The following is a 19457-nucleotide window of genomic DNA, read 5'->3' as shown; positions in this document are numbered from 1 at the left end:
GTGGCGGCAGTGCCCAGGACGACGGACGGTGACGGTACGCCCGTCCCGCAGCGGCTCTTGGCCGCCGCCACCCGGCTCTTCGCCGAGCAGGGCTACGACCGCACCTCCGTGCAGGAGATCGTCGAGGCGGCCGGCGTCACCAAGGGGGCGCTGTACCACTACTTCGGCTCCAAGGACGACCTGCTGCATGAGGTGTACGCGCGCGTGCTGCGTATTCAGCAGGAGCGGCTGGATGCGTTCGCGGATGCCGATGCGCCTGTGGAGGAGCGGTTGCGGGGTGCCGCGGCCGACGTGGTCGTCACGACGATCGACAACCTCGACGACGCTTCGATCTTCTTCCGGTCGATGCATCACCTCAGTCCCGAGAAGGACAAGCAGGTGCGAGCTGAGCGGCGTCGGTACCACGAGCGGTTCCGTGCGCTGGTGGAGGAGGGCCAGAAGAAGGGCGTCTTCTCCACGGCCACCCCGGCCGACCTGGTCGTCGACTACCACTTCGGCTCTGTGCACCACCTGTCCACGTGGTACCGCCCCGACGGTCCCCTCACCCCACAACAGGTCGCCGACCACTTGGCGGACCTGCTGCTCCGCGCGCTCCGTCCGTAGGAGGGTTCTCGCCCCCGTTCGGTTGTGTGTCGTCTGCGGGTGGGTGGGGGCTGGTCCCAAAGATTGCGCAGTTCCCCGCGCCCCTTTTAGGGGCGCGGGGAACTGCGCAATCTTTTAGCGGGGGTCTGGGGGCGCAGCCCCCAGGGATGGGACGGGTAGGGGCGGCGGGGGCGAGGAACTGCTTGGCCCCCACCGGCCCGCACTGTTACACGTACTTCTTGATCTCCCGTCGCGCCAGCGAGCGCTGGTGGACCTCGTCCGGGCCGTCCGCGAGCTTGAGCGTGCGGGCGCTGGCCCACAGCTCGGCCAGGGGGAAGTCCTGGCTGACGCCGCCCGCGCCGTGCAGTTGGACCGCCTTGTCGAGGATGTCGACGACCGTGCGCGGGGTGGCGATCTTGATGGCCTGGATCTCGGTGTGGGCACCCTTGTTGCCGACCGTGTCCATCATCCAGGCCGTCTTGAGGACCAGGAGACGCAACTGCTCGACGGCGACGCGCGCGTCGGCGATCCAGTTCTGGACGACGCCCTGCTGGGCCAGCGGCTTGCCGAACGCCGTGCGGGACACGGCCCGGCGGCACATCAGCTCGATCGCCCGCTCGGCCATGCCGATCAGCCGCATGCAGTGGTGGATACGGCCCGGCCCGAGCCGCGCCTGGGCGATGGCGAAGCCGCCGCCCTCCTCGCCGACCAGGTTCGACACCGGCACGCGCGCGTGGTCGAAGACGACCTCCGCGTGCCCGCCGTGGGAGTGGTCCTCGTAGCCGTACACCTGCATGGCGCGCCGGACTTCGACTCCAGGGGTGTCGCGGGGGACCAGGACCATCGACTGCTGGCGGCGGATGTCGGCGCCGTCCGGGTCCGTCTTGCCCATCACGATGAAGATCTTGCAGTCGGGGTTCATCGCCCCGGAGATGTACCACTTGCGGCCGGTGATGACGTACTCGTCCGTGCCATCGGAGGCTCGCTCGATGCGCGTGGTGATGTTCGTGGCGTCGGAGGAGGCCACCTCGGGCTCGGTCATCGCGAACGCCGAGCGGATCTCACCGGCGAGCAGCGGCTCCAGCCACTGCTTCTTCTGCCGCTCGTCGCCGAACTGCGTGAGCACCTCCATGTTGCCCGTGTCCGGCGCGGCGCAGTTCAGCGCGGTGGGCGCCAAGTGCGGGCTGCGGCCGGTGATTTCGGCGAGCGGGGCGTACTGGAGGTTGGTCAGCCCGGCGCCGTACTCGGAGTCGGGGAGGAAGAGGTTCCACAGGCCCTGCCTGCGGGCCTCGGCCTTCAACTCCCCGACGACGGCGGGGGTGTCCCACGGGGAGGCAAGCCGGGCGCGCTGCTCCTCCGCGACGGCCTCCGCCGGATAGACGTACTCGTCCATGAAGGCGAGCAGCTTCTGGCGCAGCTCTTCGGTGCGCGCGTCGAATGCGAAGTCCATGGCGGATCAGCCTTCCTGAAGGGTGGTCAGGCCGTGCTCGATGAAGAAGGGGACCAGCTCGCCGATGCGGTCGAAGCCCGCGCCGACCGTCTGGCCCAGCGTGTAGCGGTAGTGGATGCCCTCCAGGATCACGGCGAGCTTGAACCAGGCGAACGCCGTGTACCAGGAGACGGCGGACACGTCGCGCCCCGAGCGCGCGGCGTACCGCTCGACGATCTCGGCCGGGTCCGGGTGCCCGGCGGCCGAAGCGGTCGTGCTGATGGGGGAGTCGGGGAGGTCCAGCGGCGCGCTGTACATCACCAGCAGCCCGAGGTCGGTGAGCGGATCGCCGAGCGTGGACATCTCCCAGTCCAGGATCGCCTTGATCCGGTCGTCCTCGCCGATCAGCACGTTGTCGAGCCGGTAGTCGCCGTGCACGACGGCGGGCGCGGGGGAGTGCGGCAGTTCGCGTCCCAGCGCCGCGTGCAGCTCGTCGATCCCGGCCAGCTCACGATTCCTGGACGCGTCCAACTGCTTGCCCCAGCGGCGCAGTTGCCGGTCGAGGAAGCCCTCGGGCCGGCCGAAGTCCGCGAGGCCCACCTCGGCGGGATCCACAGAGTGCAGCTCGACCAGCGTGTCCACAAGGCCGAGCACCGCGTCGCGGGTGCGCTCCGGGCCGAGCGGGGCGAGCTGCTCGGCGGTGCGGTACGGGGTGCCCTCCACGAACTCCATGACGTAGAACGGCGCGCCGAGCACCGCGTCGTCCTCGCAGAGCAGCAGCGGCCGGGGAACCGGCACGGCGGTCGGGTGCAGCGCGCTGATCACCCGGTGCTCGCGCTTCATGTCGTGCGCGGTGGCCAGCACATGGCCCAGCGGAGGCCGCCGTACGACCCACTTCGTGGTGCCGTCCGTGAGCGCGTACGTGAGGTTCGACCGTCCGCCTTCGATCAGCCGGCCGGTCAGGGGGCCGTTCACCAGTCCGGGCCGCTCACGGTCGAGCAGGCCGCGCAACTGGTCGAGATCGAGACCTGGCGGGTGGTCTGGGCTCATCATTGCTCCTACACACGCGGAAACGGGACGTGACCATGATGCCGACCAGTCGGTATGTCGTCCAGCGCGTGCGCGAAACGTGATCGGCGTCTCCCCCGTGAACGCCGAGAACCGGGGGAGACGCCGTGTGGCCGCGGGCGGCTGCCTAGTGGTCGTCCCAGTGACCGTCGTGCTGGGCGTGCCGGTGGCCGTCGTGCAGATAGTCGAGGTGGTCGCCGTGCTCGACGGCGCTGTGCCCGCAGTCCTGGCCGTGCTGGTGGCCGTGCCCGTCGTGCGCGGTGTGACCGCTCGGCTCGCACTCGTCCCAGTGCCCCGAGTGCTCGCGGTGCAGGTGGCCGTCGTGCGCGTAGTCGACATGGTCCCCGTGCCGCACCTCGGCGTGACCGCAGCCCGGGCCATGGGTGTGCTCGTGGGTGGGGTGCTCCTGATGAAGGGCGGTCATGGTGCTCACCTTCGGAAGTGGCGTGGAGTGACGGCTCAGGCTAGCGCCACAAAGTGCCGCAATTCCGGCATAAGGGTCATTCCGGTTCGTGTGCCGCCCGAGTACCCTCCCGTGCCGGCGGCTGCCCCAGGACCTCAGAACACCAGCGCCGCGGCGCACACCGCCAGTGCCACCGTGCACAGGGTCGCCGCCGTCGCATGCCGGGGTGTGAGTGCCGGTGGGCCGCCCGGGCCGGACGTCGCGAGCACCCGGATACGGCGGTGGGCGACGGCCAGGAAGCCCAGCCAGAGTGCGCAGCACACGGCGCAGGCCACGACCCCGGCCACCGAGCGGCCGCCGTGCAGGGCGGTCTTCATGGCGAGTACGGCGACGACGGTGCTGGAGAGGGTCGTGCGGCGCCATGCGAGCCGGGTGCGTTCCGGCTGGAGGCCCGGGTCCCGTTCTTCCTGGCCTTCCGGGGTGGGCGTGGTCATCCTGCCCAGCCTGCGAGTACGACGACGACCATCGCGAGGGCGACGATCGCGACGGCGATGCTCAGCAGCGCCGGGAAGCGTGACACCGGCAGGTCCTCGCCTCGTCGCATCGCCCGTTCGCAGGCGATCCAGTGGTTGACGGCGCGGAGCGAGCAGAGCACGCCCGCGGCGAGCAGGGCCAGGGCGAGGCCTGCTCGCCAGGCCCATCGGAGGTCTGGGAGGAACTGGTCCACGGCGAAGCCGCCGCCGATGAGGGCGAGGGCGGTGCGGAGCCATGCCAGGAAGGTCCGCTCGTTCGCCAGCGAGAACCGGTAGTCGGGCGTCCTGCCCTCCTCCCGGATCTCCTGGGGCGCGAACCACAGCCGGACATTCCGCACGAGTTCGATCACGCGGTGACCCTACCGGGCTGGGACCGAGCGGGTTTCGCCCCCGCCGCCCCGTACCCGTCCCATCGGTTGTGTTTCGGGTGCGGGTTGGTGGGGGCTGGTCGCGCAGTTCCCCGCGCCCCTGAAAAGCGGGGCTGCGCCCCGCCATCCCGCGCCCGCCCCCCGTTTTTCAGGGGCGCGGGGAACTGCGCAATCTTTTAGGGGGGTCTGGGGGCGCAGCCCCCAGGGATGGGACGGGTAGGGGCGGCGGGGGCGATCGTCCCCGCGTTCAGTCCAGCGCGCGGTAGTCCCGCAGGCGCTCATATGCCGCCAAACCGTCCGGCACCCACGTCCAGTCCGTCAGGTGGGCCTCCACCTCCTCCTCGGAGAGGAAGTCGTGCCAGGCGACCTCCTCCACCTGAGGGTTCACCGGAAGGTCGCAGTGGACCTCGTACACCGCCGACCACCAGGTCTGACCGGCACCGTTGTCGTACAGGAACTTGAAGAGGGGGACGGGCCGGGGGAGGCCGGAGACACCGAGTTCCTCCTCGGCCTCGCGCAGCGCCGCGTCGTCGTAGGACTCGCCCGCGCCGACGACCCCGCCGACGAACATGTCGTAGAGGGAGGGAAAGACCAGCTTGGTGGGGGTGCGGCGGTGGATGAAGAGGCGGCCCTCGGCGTTCCGGGCCTGGATGAACACGCACCGGTGGCGCAGACCGTGCGCATACGCCTCCCCGCGCGCGGACTGCCCGATGACTTCGTCGTTCTCGTCCACGATGTCGAGGATCTCGTCGGCGGCACTCATGGCCTCATCCAAGCAGCCCCGAGCCCGGCGAGAGCCGAAGCGGCGCCTCCGGCGCCCGGACCGCCGTATCCCTCAATGCGACTGAAGATCCCGCGACCGCTCCGCCGCCACGGTCCCCGCCGGCATCGCCGGATGCAGCCCCAGCAGCACGATGCCCACCACGACGGCCGCGAGCCCCGCGGCCTGCCAGGCGAGCGCCCCCGCGTCCGTACGGAGCTGGTCCCCGAGGAAGCCCACCCCGCAGACGATCCCGGCCAGCGGCTGGGCCGCGGTGAGTGCGGGCAGGGACATCCGCAGGGGTGCGGTCTCGAAGGCGCTCTGTACCAGGACCAGGCCCGTCACGCCGAGCGCCAGCACTCCGTAGGGCTGCCAGCCGGTGAGCAGCTCGCTCCAGCCGCCGGCGCTGAACCGCTGCCCGCTGACGCGGGTGAGCGCGTCCTGGACGCCGTACAGCAGCCCCGCGGCCAGTGCGAGCAGTACGGGCCCGGCGCTCAGCCGGGACCGCTTCGCGTACGTGGTGAGCAGCAGTGCGAGGCCCACCATGATCCCGATGATCAGCCAGTGCCGAAGGGGATTGCTGACGGCGTCGCCGCCCTCCGGCTGACCCGCCACGATGAACGCCGAGACGCCGCCCGCGAGCAGCGCGAGCCCGGTCCAGCCCTGCCGGCCCAGTGACTGCTTGGTCTGGTGGCGGGAGAGCGCGAGCGCGAAGAGCAGATTGGTCGCGAGGAGCGGTTCCACCAGGGAGACTTCGCCCTTGCCCAGGGCGATCGCGCCGAGGACCATGCCGCACACCATCAGCCCGATACCGCCCAGCCACCGGGGCACACGGATGAGGTCGAGCAGCAGACGGGGGGAGAGGAAGTCGCTCAGCGGCGCGTGCGAGGCGGCGTTCTGCTGGAGCACGAAGCCGAAGCCCAGACAGCAGGCCGCGCTCACGGCAAGGATCAGAACGAGAACCGACACGCTGAGTACCTCTAGACGTCAGGCGGGCCACGGTTGCGTTCCCGCCGACTGTAGTGCCATGGACCAGCGCCTGCCCCCGGGAGTCCCCGGAACCAGACAGTTGACTCGGTCACTCTTCTTGCCGAAGGATCTGACCGATCAGTAACAAGGCGTGGTCGACCCTCGCGGTCAACCACCACCAATGTCTCATCAACCAGCGACGATGCCGATCGGTTCGTGACAAAGACCTCATGAGGACCCTCGTGAGGATCCCCGTGAGGACCTCATGGGGAACTTCATGAGCAACCCTCATGACGACGCCGATCCGACCAGTCGGAATGCGAGAGGAAGGGCCCATGGCCTACGACGCAGATGTGATCGTCATCGGAGCGGGCCTGGCGGGGCTCGCGGCGACCGCGGAGCTCGTCGACGCCGGCCGCAAGGTGATCCTCCTCGACCAGGAGCCGGAGCAGTCGATCGGCGGCCAGGCGCACTGGTCCTTCGGCGGGCTCTTCTTCGTCGACTCGCCCGAGCAGCGCCGGCTGCGCATCAAGGACAGCCACGCGCTCGCCCTCCAGGACTGGATGGGCACGGCCGCCTTCGACCGGCCCGAGGACCACTGGCCGCGTCAATGGGCCGAGGCGTACGTCGACTTCGCGGCCGGCGAGAAGCGTTCCTGGCTGCACCGGCAGGGCGTCCGCTTCTTCCCGGTGGTGGGCTGGGCCGAGCGCGGCGGCTACGACGCCAACGGACACGGCAACTCGGTGCCGCGCTTCCACATCACGTGGGGGACCGGGCCCGGTATCGTCGCGCCCTTCGAGCGGCGGGTGCGGGCCGGAGTCGCCCGGGGCCTGGTGCAGTTGAAGTTCCGCCACCGCGTCACCGGGCTTTCGCGCAGCGCGGGCTCCGTCGACACCGTCACCGGCGAGATCCTGGAGCCGTCCGGCATCGAACGCGGCCAGGCCAGCAGCCGTACGGTCGCCGGCGCCTTCGAGCTCAAGGCCCAGGCGGTGATCGTCACGTCGGGCGGCATCGGCGGCAACCACGACCTCGTCCGCGCCAACTGGCCCGAGCGGCTGGGCAATCCGCCCGAGCGCATGATCTCCGGCGTCCCCGCGCACGTCGACGGCAAGCTGCTCGGGATCGCCGAGGAGGCGGGCGCCCACCTCATCAACCGCGACCGCATGTGGCACTACACCGAGGGCATCCAGAACTGGAACCCCATCTGGGAGAACCACGGCATCCGCATCCTGCCCGGCCCGTCCTCCCTCTGGCTCGACGCACGCGGCAACCGGCTGCCGGTACCGCTCTTCCCCGGCTTCGACACCCTCGGCACGCTCGAACACATCATGAAGACCGGGTACGACTACACCTGGTTCGTGCTCGACCAGAAGATCATCGGCAAGGAGTTCGCGCTCTCGGGCTCCGAGCAGAACCCCGACCTGACCGGCAAGTCCATCAGAGACGTCCTCGGGCGGGCGCGCGCCGATGTGCCCGGGCCCGTCAAGGCGTTCATGGACAACGGCGTCGACTTCGTCGTCGAGAAGGACCTCGGCGCGCTGGTGCGCGGGATGAACGCGCTCACCAAGGAGCCGCTCATCGACGAGGCGGAGCTGCGCCGCGTGATCGTCTCGCGCGACCGGGAGATCGCCAACCCGTTCACCAAGGACCTTCAGGTGACGGCGATCCACGGCGCCCGCAGGTTCCTCGGCGACAAGCTGATCCGTACGGCTTCCCCGCACCGCATCCTCGACCCCAAGGCGGGCCCGCTGATCGCCGTGCGCCTCAACATCCTCACCCGCAAGACGCTCGGCGGCCTGGAGACCGACCTCTCCTCACGTGTGCTCACCGAAGGCGGGGACCCGCTGGAGGGCGTGTACGCGGCCGGTGAGGCCGCCGGATTCGGCGGCGGCGGAGTCCACGGCTACCGGTCGCTCGAAGGCACGTTCCTCGGCGGCTGCCTGTTCTCCGGACGTACGGCGGGCCGGGCGGCGGCCAAGGCGGTGGGCTGAGCCCCGGTGAGCCCATGGGACGGGGCGGTGGGTCGCGGGATCAACTCCGCGACCCACAAGGGTGGTTGACACGTGTAGTGACCAAGGCGGCCCTTGACGTGAACCCTTGGCTGCGGCTTTGCTGTGCGTGATCGGCCCCTGACGAACCGCGCCTGTGAGGACGACTCGCGGTGTCACCACCCCCGCCTCCCCTCGGCCGCGGTCGCAAGCGCGCGGTCCAGGCCTTCGACGCCGCGCTCGACGACGCCGAACTCGTCGCCGCGCGCGCCTCGTTGAAGCAGGGGCGGTGGACCGCGGTCCGCGCGCTGCTGGCCGCGACCGGCGACGACTGGGACCGGCGCGGTCATCGCGTCACCGTCCTCGCGCAGGAGCCGGCCGCGCTCGCCTGGGCCCGCGACTGGCAGCTCGCCGAACCCGAGTCCGCCGACGCCGCCGTACTCCTCGGCGGTGCCACCGTCCAGCGCGCCCTGAAGGGCAAGGAACGCCCCGAGCGCGCCCGCGAGGCCTGCCACACCGCCGCGGCACTGGCGCCCGCCGACCCCACGCCCTGGCTCGGGCTGCTCATCCTGGAGCGTGCCCTCGGCGTCGAGGACGACGTGGTCCAGCTCTTCGACGAGGTGCGCCACCGCTACGCCGATCACCACCACGCCCACCATCTGATGGTCGCCCGGCTCGCCGAGCGGCGCGCCGAAGCGGGCCAGGATCCGCTGCACGAGGTGTACGACTTCGCCAACTGGGCCGCCGAACAGGCCCCCGCCGACTCACCGCTCGCGATCCTCCCGGTCGTCGCGCACGCCGAGCGCTACCGCGTCCTCGCCACCGCCGGCAGTGAGCCCGCCGATCCGGTTGCCTCCGGGCACTGGGTGGGGCGCCGGGCCCGCCAGGTGATGAAGGCCGCCTTCGACTGGTGGCTGGAGTGGGAGCGCGACGATCACGCGCGCCGCCTCGTCGACCTCAACTTCCTCGCCCACGCCAAGTTCTGCGAGGGGCGGGGCGCCGAGGCCGCCGCCCTGTTCCATCGCATCGGAGAGCACGCCACCCCGGCGCCGTGGTCGTACCCGGACCGCGACCCGTACAAAGCCTTCCGTGCCGCGCGCGACAGCGCGCTCGGCGCGGTGTGAACGACCAGGCGCGACGACCAGCCGCGACGACCAGCCACGACAACCATCCGCTTCCACCTGCTTCCACCCGCTCCACCTAGTTCCATCCGCTCCACCCGCTCCACCCGCGACCACCCGGAATCCGAACATCCGAAAGGACAACCCCGCGATGACGACGGGCAGTTCGAGCACATCGAGCACATCAGGTACGTCGAACACGGGCAGACCCGCCGTCGCCGACGGCGGCGGCATCAGCACCTTCAAGGGGCAGGAGCGTGCCCTGCGTGCCGACCGGCTGGGCACGGGGGGCCTGCTGCTGTCCGTCCTCGCGGCGACCGCCCCCCTCATGGTGGTCGCGGGTGTCATGCCCACCACATTCGCGGTGATGGGCATCGTCGGGCAGCCACTGCTCTTCGTCGTCCTCGGCGTCGTCCTCGTGCTCTTCAGTGTGGGGTACGCCGAGATGAGCCGGCACGTCCACAACGCGGGCGCCTTCTACGCGTACATCTCGCGCGGCCTCGGCGGCACCGCGGGCGCCGGCGCGGCACTGGTCGCGCTGGTCGCGTACAACGCCCTCCAGGTCGGCATCTACGGCATCTTCGGCTTCGAGGTGTCCGGGCTGTCCTCCACCTACCTCGACCTCCAAGTCGCCTGGTGGATACCGGCGTTGGCGGCCGTGCTGTTCGTCGGCGCGCTCGGCTGGCTGAAGATCGACGTCAACGCGCGCGTGCTGGGCGTGCTGCTGGTCATCGAGGTGGCCCTCGTCGTCATCTTCGACATCGCCGCCGTCGCCGACCCGGCCAAGGAGGGCCTGTCGCTGCACGCCTTCAACCCGGACACCCTCAGCGGCGCGGGGGTCGGCACCGCGCTGTGCTTCTGCATCGCGGCCTTCCTCGGCTTCGAGCAGGCGCCCGTCTACGCCGAGGAGACCAGCCGGCCGCACATCCTGGTGCCGCGCGTGATGTTCCTCGCCGTCGCCGGTGTCGCCGTCTTCTTCGCGCTCAGCTGCTGGGCGCTCACCGTGGCCACCGGGCCCTCGGGCATCGTCGGCGCCTCGCAGAAACAGAGCGCGGGCCTGCTCTTCTTCCTCACCGAGTCGCGACTCGGCGGCACTTTCACGGACGTCCTGCACATCCTGTTCGTGACCGGCATGTTCGCGGCGATGCTCAGCTTCCACAACGTCGTCGCGCGGTACGCCTTCGCCATGGGCCGCGAGGGGCTGCTGCCGCAGGCGTTCGGGCGTACGACCGGCGCGAGCGGCGCCCCCGGCACCGGCTCGCTGCTGCAGACCGGCGTGTCCCTGGTGTGCGTGATCGGCTTCGCGATCGCCGACGACAAGCCGACCGGCGACCCGACCGCACCCGTGCTGCACCTGTTCACCTGGGGCGGCAACATCGGCGCGCTCGGCGTCATCCTGCTGATGGCGGCCGCCTCGCTCTCCGTCATCGTCTTCTTCGCCCGCCGCGGCGCCGCGCGGGCCCAGGCCTGGCGCCTCGCCACCTCCGCGGTCGCGGGCATCGCCCTGCTCGTCATCGCGGTCTACACGGTCAAGGACTTCGACGTCCTGGTCGGAGCGGGACCGGACTCCTCGCTGAGCTGGGGGCTGCCCGCCATCATCGGGGCCGCGCTGGTCATCGGCGTGGTCCAGGGCCTGGTGCTGCGCTCCCGCAAGCCCGAGGCGCATGCCCGGATCGGGCTCGGCAACGAGGCGTTCCAGCTGGACAAGGCGGCCGAGTCCGTGTCCTGAGGCGGCCGACTTGGAGCATGCGTTCCTCAACATCGAGTAAGAAGTGATGACGGAAATCTGACGGATACCCGCCGCCGCTGGCCTCACGGGGGTGGCGGGTGTTCGAATCATTGAGTGAACCCTGAACAGCCCGAAGAGCGCGGACCCGGCCGGTCCGCCGAGCGGGGCCCGGAGCGACCGGGCGAGCGGGACCCGGAAGGCCCGGAACAGCCGGAGCGGGAGCGTCCGCAGGAGCGCGGTGCGCCGATCGGCCGCCGGGTGCTGCTCGGCACGCTCGGACTCGGCGCGCTCGGCGTGTTCGCCGCGCCCACGCTCCAGCGCGGCCTCGAATCCTTCCTCGCCGGCGCCTCCGAGAAGGACCCCACCGGCCTGACCGGCCTGCTGCCCAACGGCGGAGGCTTCCGCTACTACTCGGTGGCGGCGTCCGTTCCGCACAAGAGCGAGGCGGACTACCGTCTCACCATCGACGGCCTGGTCGACCACCCCAAGACCTACACCCTGGCCGAGCTGCGCGCCCTGCCCCAGACCCGCCTCGTCCACGACGTCCAGTGCGTGACCGGCTGGCGGGTGCCGGGCACCCCCTTCGAGGGCGTACGCCTGTCCCATCTGCTCGACGCCGCCGGAGTGCGGTCCTCGGCCGGGGCGATCCGGTTCAACTGCTTCGACGGGACGTACACGGAGAGCCTCACGCTGAAGCAGGCGCGTCGTGCCGACGTCCTGGTCGCCCTGCGCATGCAGGACAAGCCCCTCGGCCACAACCACGGCGGCCCCGTCCGCCTCTACGTAGCCCCCATGTATTTCTACAAGTCCGCCAAGTGGCTCTCCGGCATCACCGTCACCGAGGACGTCCGTCCCGGGTACTGGGAGAACCGGGGCTACGACGTGGACGCGTGGGTCGGCCGCTCGAACGGACGCGACGATGCACCCACGAGTTGACGACACCCCCGCGGTGTCCCCGCACTCCTCCCGCGTACGCCGCTTCAGCCACGCCGAGCGCTGGGTGCACCGCGTGACCGCCCTGCTGATGGGCGTGTGCGTGGCGACCGCGGCCTGCCTGTACATCCCCCAGTTCGCCGAACTCGTCGGCCGCCGTGAGCTCGTGGTCAGGATCCATGAAGTGGCGGGCGTGATGCTCCCACTGCCGGTCCTCGCGGGCCTGGCCTCCCGCGCCTTCCGCTCCGACCTGGGCTTCCTGAACCGCTTCGGGCCGCACGACCGGGTGTGGCTGCGCGCGGCGCTGCGGCGCGACAAGCGTCCGAAGTCCCGCCCCGCGGGCAAGTTCAACGCCGGACAGAAGATCTACGCGGCCTGGATCGCCGGTGCCACGCTGGTGATGCTCGGCACGGGCCTGCTGATGTGGTTCACCCATCTCACCCCGCTGATGTGGCGCACCTCGGCGACCTTCGTCCACGACTGGCTGGCCCTGACGATCGGCATCGTCCTCGCGGGCCACATCGGCATGGCGCTGGGCGACCCGGAGGCCCGCGAGGGACTGCGGACGGGGTCGGTGAGCCAGGAGTGGGCGGAGAGCGAGCATCCGCTCTGGCGGCCCTGAGTCCGGTCGCCCGCCGGTCAGGGCTTGGACAGTGCCTCCTGGCACTCCTTCGCGCGATACGTGAGCCCGCTGACGTACTCGACACGCAGCCCCGGATCGCCCTCTCCACCGCCGCCACCCCCGCACGCGGCCGACGTCGTGAGGGCCAGTGCCCCGGCGACGAACAGCCCCGCGACGCGCACCCCGAGCGAGAACGCCATGACGCCCCCGTTGAGATCGCCCCGGGGACGTGCCGGTGCGAGTCGGTGGCCGCGCGCGGCCACCAGAGGGTGTCCTCATGAACGGGACTGCTCGTGCCGCGCGGGAAGCGGATTCGCCCAGGCTGCGACAGCAGGTGCAAGGAGGTGCTCAGGGGGCGAAATCGAGCAGCACCTTGCAGGACTTGTTCCGGTCGGCGGCGAGCGCGAAGGCCGACTCGGCGTCCTGGACGGGCACCACGGCGCTGACGAGGTCGTCGAACGAGGACTCGACCGCGAGCAGGGCCAGCGCGTCGTCGAACTCCGTGTCGAAGCGGAAGGCGCCGCGCAGCTCGATCTCCCGGCTCACCACCAGGTTCCCCGCGAAGGGGCTCTGCCCGGGCGGCAGCATGCCGAGCTGGACGACGACCCCGCCGCGCCGCACGAGGCGGAGGCAGCTGTCGAGGCCCGCGGCGACACCGGACGCCTCGATGGCGACGTCGACCTCGGAGGGCCAGGAGGGATCGGCGGGATCGTCGGCCCGTACGACGGCGTCCGCGCCGGCCGACACGGCGTACGCCAGTGCCTGCGGCAGCAGATCCGTGACCGTGATCCGTGCGGCGCCCGCGGCCTTCGCGGCGGCCACCACGAGGCAGCCGATGGGCCCGGCCCCCGTCACCAGCACGTGCCGGCCTGCCACGGTCCCCGCCCGCCGTACCGCGTGCAGTGCGACGGACAGCGGCTCGGCGAGGGCCGCCCGGCGCAGTTCGAGGCCGGGCGGGAGCGGCCTCAACTGTTCGGCGGGTACGGCCACTTGGGCCGCGAATCCGCCCTGTACGTGCGGTGTGCGGGCCGCGCTGCCGAGGTAGCGCGTGTCCCGGCAGACGTTCCGCCGGCCGTCCGCGCACTCCGGACACACCCCGCACGGGGTCGCCGGATGCACCGCAACAGCCGTACCCGCCATCGGACCTGAGGCCCCGTCACCGTACGAGACGACCGTCCCGACCACCTCGTGCCCGAGCACCATCGGCTCCGCGAGTCGGAAGTCGCCGACCCCGCCGTGCCGCCAGTAGTGCAGGTCGGACCCGCAGACCCCGCCGTAGCGGACGGCCACCAGCGCCTGGCCCGGGCCCGGCTCGGGGACCGGCAACTCGTCCACACGCAGGTCACCCTGACCGTGGATCACACAACCCAGCATCACAGTCTCCCCGGAGGTCACAGCACGCTCGTCATGCCGCCGTCGACGTACAGCACCTGCCCGCCGACGAAGTCCGCGGCGGGGGAGGCGAGGAAGAGCACCCCGCCGACCAGGTCCTCGGTTCGGCCCCAGCGGCCGGCCGGTGTGCGCCGCCGTACCCAGGCGCTGAACTCCTCGTCCTCGACCAGGGGCCTGGTCAGCTCGGTCTCGATGTAGCCGGGGCCGAGGCCGTTGACCTGCACGCCGTACGGACCCCAGTCCGCGCACATGCCCTTGGTGAGCATCTTCAGGGCGCCCTTGGTCGCCGCGTACGGCGCGATGCCGGGGCGGACCACCTCGCTCTGCAGCGAGCAGATGTTGATGATCTTGCCGTGGCCGCGTTCCGTCATCCGGCGGGCGGCTTCACGGCCGACCAGGAACGCGCTGGTGAGGTTCGTGTCCAGGATCCGGTGCCAGTCGGAGTCCGTGAACTCCAGGAGCGGGGCACGCAGTTGCATGCCCGCGTTGTTGACCAGGATGTCCAGCGGGCCCACCCGCTCCTCGACATCGGCTATTCCGGCGGCGACGGAGGGGCCGTCGGTCACGTCGAACGCGGCCGTATGGACGTCACCGGGCAGCTCGGCGGCGGCCCGGGTGAGGCGTTCGGCGTCCCGTCCGTTGAGGACGACCGTGCAGCCGGCCTCCGCGAGGCCCCGTGCGAGGGCGAGCCCGATGCCCCGGCTGGAGCCGGTGACCAGGGCCGTACGGCCGCTGATGTCGAAGAGAGGGTGAGCCATTCCCGTACCCCTAAATCACGAGCGAGAGCAGCAGGATCAGTCCGCCGCCCACCACCGAGATGATCGTCTCCATGACGGACCAGGTCTTGATGGTCTGGCCGACGTCGAGGCCGAAGTACTCCTTGACCAGCCAGAAGCCGGCGTCGTTGACGTGGCTGAAGAAGAGCGAGCCGGCGCCGATGGCGAGGACGAGGAGGGAGGTGTGGGCGGTCGACATGTCGGCGGCCAGCGGGGCGACCAGACCGGCCGCGGAGATGGTGGCCACCGTCGCGGAGCCGGTCGCCAGCCGGATGGCCACGGCGATCAGCCAGGCGAGCAGCAGGGCGGGGATGGACCAGTCCTTGGAGATGTCCAGGATCATCTGGCCGACGCCGGAGTCGATGAGGGTCGCCTTGAAGCCGCCGCCGGCGCCGACGATGAGCAGGATGCCGGCGATGGGGGCGAAGGACTTCTCGACGGTGGTCGCCAGGCGGTCCTTGGTGAAGCCGGCCGCGCGGCCCAGGGTGAACATGCCGACTATGACGGCCGTGAGCAGGGCGATCAGCGGGGAGCCGATGACGTCGAAGACGCGCTGGACCATGTGGGTGGGGTCGTCGACGATGATGTCGACCAGGGCCTTGGACAGCATCAGGACGACCGGCAGCAGCATCGTGGCGAGGGTGGCGCCGAAGCCGGGGCGCTTGTCGAGGTCCTCGGAGGCACGGGCAGGAATCATGCGGTCGGGGGCCGGGACGTCCACCCAACGGGCCGCGTACTTCGAGAACACCGGGCCCGCGATGATCACCGTCGGGATGGCGATGAGGACGCCGAGCGCGAGGGTGATGCCGAGGTTGGCGCCGACGGCGTCGATGGCGACGAGCGGGCCGGGGTGCGGCGGGATCAGGCCGTGCATGACGGACAGGCCGGCGAGGGCCGGGATGCCGATGCGCATCAGGGAGTAGTTCCCGCGCTTGGCGACCATCAGGACGACCGGTATCAGCAGGACGATGCCGACCTCGAAGAACAGCGGCAGGCCGATCACGGAGGCGATCAGCACCATCGCCCAGGGCATGGCGCGGCCGCCGGCCTTGGCGAGGATGGTGTCGACGATCTGGTCGGCGCCGCCGGAGTCGGCGAGCAGTTTGCCGAGGATCGCGCCGAGGGCGATCAGGACGCCGACGCCGGCGACGGTGGTGCCCAGTCCGGTGGTGAAGCTGACGATGGTCTTGTCGAGCGGTGCTCCGGCGAACGCGCCGAGGGCGAGCGAGCCGATGGTCAGGGCCAGGAATGCGTGCAGCTTGAACTGGGTGATGAGCAGGACGATGACGGCGATGCCGGCCAGCACGGCGATGCCCAGCTGGGCGTGGCCGGCCGAGGTGATCGGCTCGACGGCGTCCGCTGCCAGCATCTCGACGCTGAGTCTGGTCACGGTGGTTCCCTTGCTTTGAGAAAGGCCTGAGTAGGTAAGGGGGTTACTGAGAGGAGAGGAGGGGGTTACTGCGTGGGCTGGGCGAGAGCCCGGAGCGCGGCCACGGCCCGCTCGGTGATCTCCCCGGGGTCGCCCGACACATCCACGGCGACACCCGCCTCGTCCGCTTCCAGCGGCTGGAGCGTGGCGAACTGGGAGTCCAGGAGCGCCGTCGGCATGAAGTGCCCCTGGCGGTGCGACATCCGGTCCTCGATGAGCTTGCGGTCACCGGTGAGGTGGACGAAGACGACACCGGGGGCCGCCGCCCGCAGCCGGTCCCGGTAGCCGCGCTTGAGCGCCGAGCTGCTGACCACCCCGCCGAGTCCGGCCCGGTCGTGCGCCCAGTGGCCGATGGCGTCCAGCCAGGGCCACCGGTCCTCGTCGGTCAGCGGGTGACCGGCCGTCATCTTGTCGATGTTGGCCTGCGGGTGGAAGTCGTCGCCCTCGGCGTACGGAACGCCGAGCCGGGCCGCAAGCAGGGGACCGATCGTGGTCTTGCCGGTGCCTGCGACGCCCATGACCACGACCACGTGGGGGGTACGCACTAGCTGCATCGTGCTCTCGCTGTCTTCGTCGTCTTCGTCGACATCTGATGTCGACGACACTGAAACTCATTAGGTACGACGAATTCAAGAGTCTGTGACATATAAGTCTGACTTTTTGTTCCGGGAGGCAGACTCGTACGCTGGCTCCATGAGCACACGGGGCCGGGGGCTGCACGGACATGTACTGGAATGCCTCGGGCCGGCGATCACGGCGGGCGAGTACCCGCCGGGCAGCGTGCTGCGCACGGATGAGCTCGCGCAGCGCTTCGAGGTGTCACGCTCCGTGATGCGTGAGGCGGTCAGGGTGCTCGAATCCATGTACCTCGTCGAGTCCCGCCGCCGCGTCGGCGTGACGGTCCGCCCCAAGGCCGAGTGGAACGTGTACGACCCTCAGGTCATCCGCTGGCGGCTGGCCGGCGCCGACCGCCCCCACCAGCTGCGTTCACTCACCGTGCTGCGCTCCGCCGTCGAACCCGTCGCCGCCGGCCTGGCCGCCCGCCACGCCACCGCGGAGCAGTGCGCCGAGCTCACCGAGTGCGCGCTCGGCATGGTCGCGACGTCACGCGGCCATCAGCTGGAGGGGTACCTCGTCCATGACGTCGCCTTCCACCGGGTGATCCTCAACGCGTCGGGCAACGAGATGTTCGCCCGCCTCGGTGACGTCGTCACGGAGGTCCTGGCGGGCCGTACCCACCACGAAGTCATGTTCGAGGACCCCGATCCCGCGGCCGTCACCCTGCACGTCAAGGTCGCGGAGGCCGTCCGCGAGGGCGACGCCGTCCGCGCGGAGGAACTCACCCGCGAGATCACGGTCGGCGCGTTGCACGAACTGGACATCCTCGCGCCCTGACGACTACTCGGCGAAGTCTCCGTCGACGTAGACCCAGGCACCGTCGACCCGCTCGAACCGGCTGCGCTCGTGCAGCGTGCCGCCCCGGTAGGAGGCACGGAAGGTGACGGTGCCCGTGGAGTGGAACGCCGACCCGTCACTCGTAGCGAGAATCTCCAGGCCGGTCCACCGCATCCCGGGGTCGAAGTCGACCGACGAGGGCCGTGTGCGCGGGTGCCAGGTCCGCAGCAGGTACTTCTCGTCCCGCTGCACGAAGGCGGCGTACCGCGACCGCATCAGCGCCTCCGCGGTCGGCGCCGCGGCCTCACCGCGGTGGAACCGCCCACAGCACTTCGCGTAGGGCTCGGGAAGCCCACAGGGACAGGACGAACGACTGGTCATGACGGCCATTGTGCCCAAGCGCTCCGCTGTATGTGCCGCGATATGCCGTCGATCGTCCGCGGCACCGTCGTGGCTGGTCGCGCCCGCGCGGCGGAGCCGCATGGTGTCACAGCCCCGCGCCCCTTCGGGGCGCTGCGGAACTGCAGCGGACTTCACCCGACCTGCCTAGGCCGAGTCGGCGTTCGTCGGCGGGTAGGACGGCCGCGCCGGAACCGGTGCGCCGGGCGTCGGCAGCGGCGGGAGCGTCGGCTCGTACAGCCAGGCCGCGAACACGTCGTCCAGGGGTTCGGCCGTGTAGCGGGAGACGTGCGCGCTGAGGGCCGCCGTGGTGACCGCTCCGCCCCGGTGCAGGGTCGCCCAGCCGCGCAGCATACGGAAGAACGCGTCGTCGCCCATCGCGTGGCGCAGCGCGTGCAGGGTGAGCCCGCCGCGCTCGTAGAGCCGGTCGTCGAACATCAGCTTGCGGCCGGGGTCCGACAGGACCAGGTCCTGCGGCAGCGCGGACAGCTTCCGGTGCGCGGCGGCGGCGTGCTGCTGCGCCGTGCGGCCGCCCGAGCGCTCCGACCACAGCCACTCCGCGTACTTCGCGAAGCCCTCGTTCAGCCAGATGTGCCGCCAGTCCGCGATGGAGACGCTGTTGCCGAACCACTGGTGCGCCAGCTCGTGCGCCACCAGCCGCTCCGAACCCCGCGCACCGTCCACGTGGTTGGCGCCGAACGTCGACAACCCCTGTGCCTCGACGGGGACATCGAGCTCCTCCTCCGTCACCACCACCGCGTACTCGCTGAACGGATACGGCCCGAAGAGCTCCTCGAACAGCTCCATCATCGCGGGCTGCCGGGCGAAGTCCCGGGAGAACTCGGCGAGCAGATGCACCGGCAGATGCCCGGACTGCGGTACGCCGCCGAGCCCCGGGTCGCCGAGCAGCACCGTCTGGTACTTCCCGATCGACAGGCCGACCAGATAGCTGGACGTCGGCGCCGCCTGCTCGTAGACCCAGGTCGTCGTCGACGCCTTCGTCGTCCGGGTCAGCAGCCGGCCGCCCGCCACCACCGAGTACGCGGAGGGTGTGGTGATCGAGATCTGGTACGAGGCCTTGTCGGCCGGACGGTCGTTGCACGGGTACCAGGACGGCGCCCCGACCGGCTGGCTCGCCACCAGCGCCCCGTCCTCCAGCTCCTCCCAACCGAGCCCGCCCCAGGGGCTGTTGACCGGCTTGGGATTGCCCGACCAGTGCACCTCGACGGTGAAGGCGGCACCGGCCCGGATCGGCTTCGGCGGGCGGATGCGCAGCCTGCCGCCGCGGTGCGTGTAGTGCGGTGCCTTGCCGTCGACGCGGACCCGGCCGATCCGGAAGTCGGCCAGGTTCAGCTGGAACTCGGCGAGCGGCGCACGGCCCGCTATGGCGTTGAGCCGCGCGGTGCCGGAGAGCCGGTTCGGGCCGGGGCGGTAGTCCAGCGCGAGCTCGTACCGGTGCACCCGGTAACGGGGATCACCGTTCACCGGGAAGTACGGGTCCGATCCCACTGTCTGCTGAACGCTCACTGCTGCGTCTGCTCCCTGCCCTGTGCTCGTACGA

Annotated in this window: 21 protein-coding genes; 7 read left to right on the top strand and 14 right to left on the bottom strand. The window is 70.8% G+C overall.

Features of this window, described 5'->3' with window-relative positions; translation table 11 throughout:
• The first annotated feature begins 9 nt into the window (after window positions 1-9).
• Window positions 10-603, top strand: coding sequence for a TetR/AcrR family transcriptional regulator (locus AB5J50_RS11105; protein WP_327427538.1), 594 nt, complete (start codon window positions 10-12; stop codon window positions 601-603).
• Between the two features lie 205 nt (window positions 604-808).
• On the opposite strand, the gene AB5J50_RS11100 is transcribed toward AB5J50_RS11105, so the two are convergent.
• The 7 genes from AB5J50_RS11100 to AB5J50_RS11070 all read right to left on the bottom strand — a co-directional run bounded on the left by AB5J50_RS11100 (window position 809) and on the right by AB5J50_RS11070 (window position 6112).
• Window positions 809-2032 (bottom strand): acyl-CoA dehydrogenase family protein, encoded by a 1224-nt coding sequence (locus AB5J50_RS11100; protein ID WP_327427537.1) that lies wholly within the window; start codon window positions 2030-2032, stop codon window positions 809-811.
• A gap of 6 nt (window positions 2033-2038) precedes the next feature.
• Window positions 2039-3061: a phosphotransferase family protein gene (locus AB5J50_RS11095; protein ID WP_369257117.1), complete on the bottom strand. Its 1023-nt coding sequence runs from the start codon at window positions 3059-3061 to the stop codon at window positions 2039-2041.
• Window positions 3062-3206: 145 nt separating this feature from the next.
• Complete coding sequence (locus AB5J50_RS11090; protein ID WP_369257115.1) at window positions 3207-3503, bottom strand: hypothetical protein; 297 nt, start codon at window positions 3501-3503, stop codon at window positions 3207-3209.
• A gap of 134 nt (window positions 3504-3637) precedes the next feature.
• The gene (locus tag AB5J50_RS11085; protein ID WP_327427534.1) at window positions 3638-3976 is read right to left on the bottom strand and encodes a DUF202 domain-containing protein; all 339 of its coding nucleotides are present in this window, start codon (window positions 3974-3976) and stop codon (window positions 3638-3640) included.
• Window positions 3973-4365 carry a DUF202 domain-containing protein gene (locus tag AB5J50_RS11080; protein ID WP_327427533.1) on the bottom strand — a complete coding sequence of 131 codons (393 nt, stop codon included), beginning with the start codon at window positions 4363-4365 and terminating at the stop codon, window positions 3973-3975. Before AB5J50_RS11080 ends, AB5J50_RS11085 begins: the two co-directional genes overlap by 4 nt.
• A gap of 265 nt (window positions 4366-4630) precedes the next feature.
• Complete coding sequence (locus tag AB5J50_RS11075) at window positions 4631-5146, bottom strand: NUDIX hydrolase (RefSeq protein WP_369257113.1); 516 nt, start codon at window positions 5144-5146, stop codon at window positions 4631-4633.
• A gap of 72 nt (window positions 5147-5218) precedes the next feature.
• Window positions 5219-6112 (bottom strand): DMT family transporter, encoded by an 894-nt coding sequence (locus AB5J50_RS11070; protein ID WP_369257111.1) that lies wholly within the window; start codon window positions 6110-6112, stop codon window positions 5219-5221.
• Window positions 6113-6447: 335 nt separating this feature from the next.
• Between AB5J50_RS11070 and AB5J50_RS11065 the strand changes: the two genes are divergently transcribed.
• The 5 genes from AB5J50_RS11065 to AB5J50_RS11045 all read left to right on the top strand — a co-directional run bounded on the left by AB5J50_RS11065 (window position 6448) and on the right by AB5J50_RS11045 (window position 12505).
• A complete protein-coding gene (locus tag AB5J50_RS11065) occupies window positions 6448-8103 on the top strand; it encodes an FAD-binding dehydrogenase (RefSeq protein ID WP_327427530.1) in 1656 nt (551 codons plus the stop codon).
• Window positions 8104-8273: 170 nt separating this feature from the next.
• Window positions 8274-9224, top strand: a complete 951-nt coding sequence (locus AB5J50_RS11060; protein WP_369257108.1) for a hypothetical protein — start codon at window positions 8274-8276, stop codon at window positions 9222-9224.
• Between the two features lie 148 nt (window positions 9225-9372).
• Window positions 9373-10950 carry an APC family permease gene (locus AB5J50_RS11055; protein ID WP_369257106.1) on the top strand — a complete coding sequence of 526 codons (1578 nt, stop codon included), beginning with the start codon at window positions 9373-9375 and terminating at the stop codon, window positions 10948-10950.
• A 246-nt stretch (window positions 10951-11196) separates the two neighbouring features.
• Window positions 11197-11886 carry a molybdopterin-dependent oxidoreductase gene (locus tag AB5J50_RS11050; RefSeq protein ID WP_369265367.1) on the top strand — a complete coding sequence of 230 codons (690 nt, stop codon included), beginning with the start codon at window positions 11197-11199 and terminating at the stop codon, window positions 11884-11886.
• Window positions 11870-12505: a cytochrome b/b6 domain-containing protein gene (locus tag AB5J50_RS11045; protein WP_369257104.1), complete on the top strand. Its 636-nt coding sequence runs from the start codon at window positions 11870-11872 to the stop codon at window positions 12503-12505. The genes AB5J50_RS11050 and AB5J50_RS11045 overlap by 17 nt, the downstream gene beginning before the upstream one ends.
• 17 nt (window positions 12506-12522) lie before the next feature.
• Here AB5J50_RS11045 and AB5J50_RS11040 read toward each other — a convergent pair whose 3' ends face one another.
• The 5 genes from AB5J50_RS11040 to AB5J50_RS11020 form a co-directional block, all read right to left on the bottom strand.
• The gene (locus AB5J50_RS11040; protein ID WP_369257102.1) at window positions 12523-12705 is read right to left on the bottom strand and encodes a hypothetical protein; all 183 of its coding nucleotides are present in this window, start codon (window positions 12703-12705) and stop codon (window positions 12523-12525) included.
• Window positions 12706-12853: 148 nt separating this feature from the next.
• Window positions 12854-13879: an L-idonate 5-dehydrogenase gene (locus AB5J50_RS11035; RefSeq protein ID WP_369257100.1), complete on the bottom strand. Its 1026-nt coding sequence runs from the start codon at window positions 13877-13879 to the stop codon at window positions 12854-12856.
• A 17-nt stretch (window positions 13880-13896) separates the two neighbouring features.
• Window positions 13897-14655 carry an SDR family oxidoreductase gene (locus AB5J50_RS11030; protein WP_369257098.1) on the bottom strand — a complete coding sequence of 253 codons (759 nt, stop codon included), beginning with the start codon at window positions 14653-14655 and terminating at the stop codon, window positions 13897-13899.
• 10 nt (window positions 14656-14665) lie between these two features.
• Entirely contained in the window at window positions 14666-16063 is a 1398-nt protein-coding gene (locus tag AB5J50_RS11025; protein WP_327427522.1) for a gluconate:H+ symporter, read from the bottom strand.
• Between the two features lie 65 nt (window positions 16064-16128).
• Complete coding sequence (locus AB5J50_RS11020) at window positions 16129-16656, bottom strand: gluconokinase (protein ID WP_327434941.1); 528 nt, start codon at window positions 16654-16656, stop codon at window positions 16129-16131.
• Window positions 16657-16795: 139 nt separating this feature from the next.
• On the opposite strand from AB5J50_RS11020, the gene AB5J50_RS11015 reads away from it, so the two are divergent.
• Window positions 16796-17497 (top strand): FadR/GntR family transcriptional regulator, encoded by a 702-nt coding sequence (locus AB5J50_RS11015; protein WP_330303428.1) that lies wholly within the window; start codon window positions 16796-16798, stop codon window positions 17495-17497.
• A 3-nt stretch (window positions 17498-17500) separates the two neighbouring features.
• Here AB5J50_RS11015 and AB5J50_RS11010 read toward each other — a convergent pair whose 3' ends face one another.
• A complete protein-coding gene (locus AB5J50_RS11010) occupies window positions 17501-17887 on the bottom strand; it encodes a YchJ family protein (RefSeq protein ID WP_369265366.1) in 387 nt (128 codons plus the stop codon).
• Between the two features lie 156 nt (window positions 17888-18043).
• The gene (locus tag AB5J50_RS11005; protein WP_369257095.1) at window positions 18044-19423 is read right to left on the bottom strand and encodes a M1 family metallopeptidase; all 1380 of its coding nucleotides are present in this window, start codon (window positions 19421-19423) and stop codon (window positions 18044-18046) included.
• Window positions 19424-19457: the final 34 nt, after the last annotated feature.

The sequence above is a fragment of the Streptomyces sp. R35 genome (assembly GCF_041053035.1).
GTDB classification, from domain to species: Bacteria; Actinomycetota; Actinomycetes; order Streptomycetales; family Streptomycetaceae; genus Streptomyces; species Streptomyces lutosisoli.
This window is presented reverse-complemented; position numbering and strand designations above follow the sequence as displayed.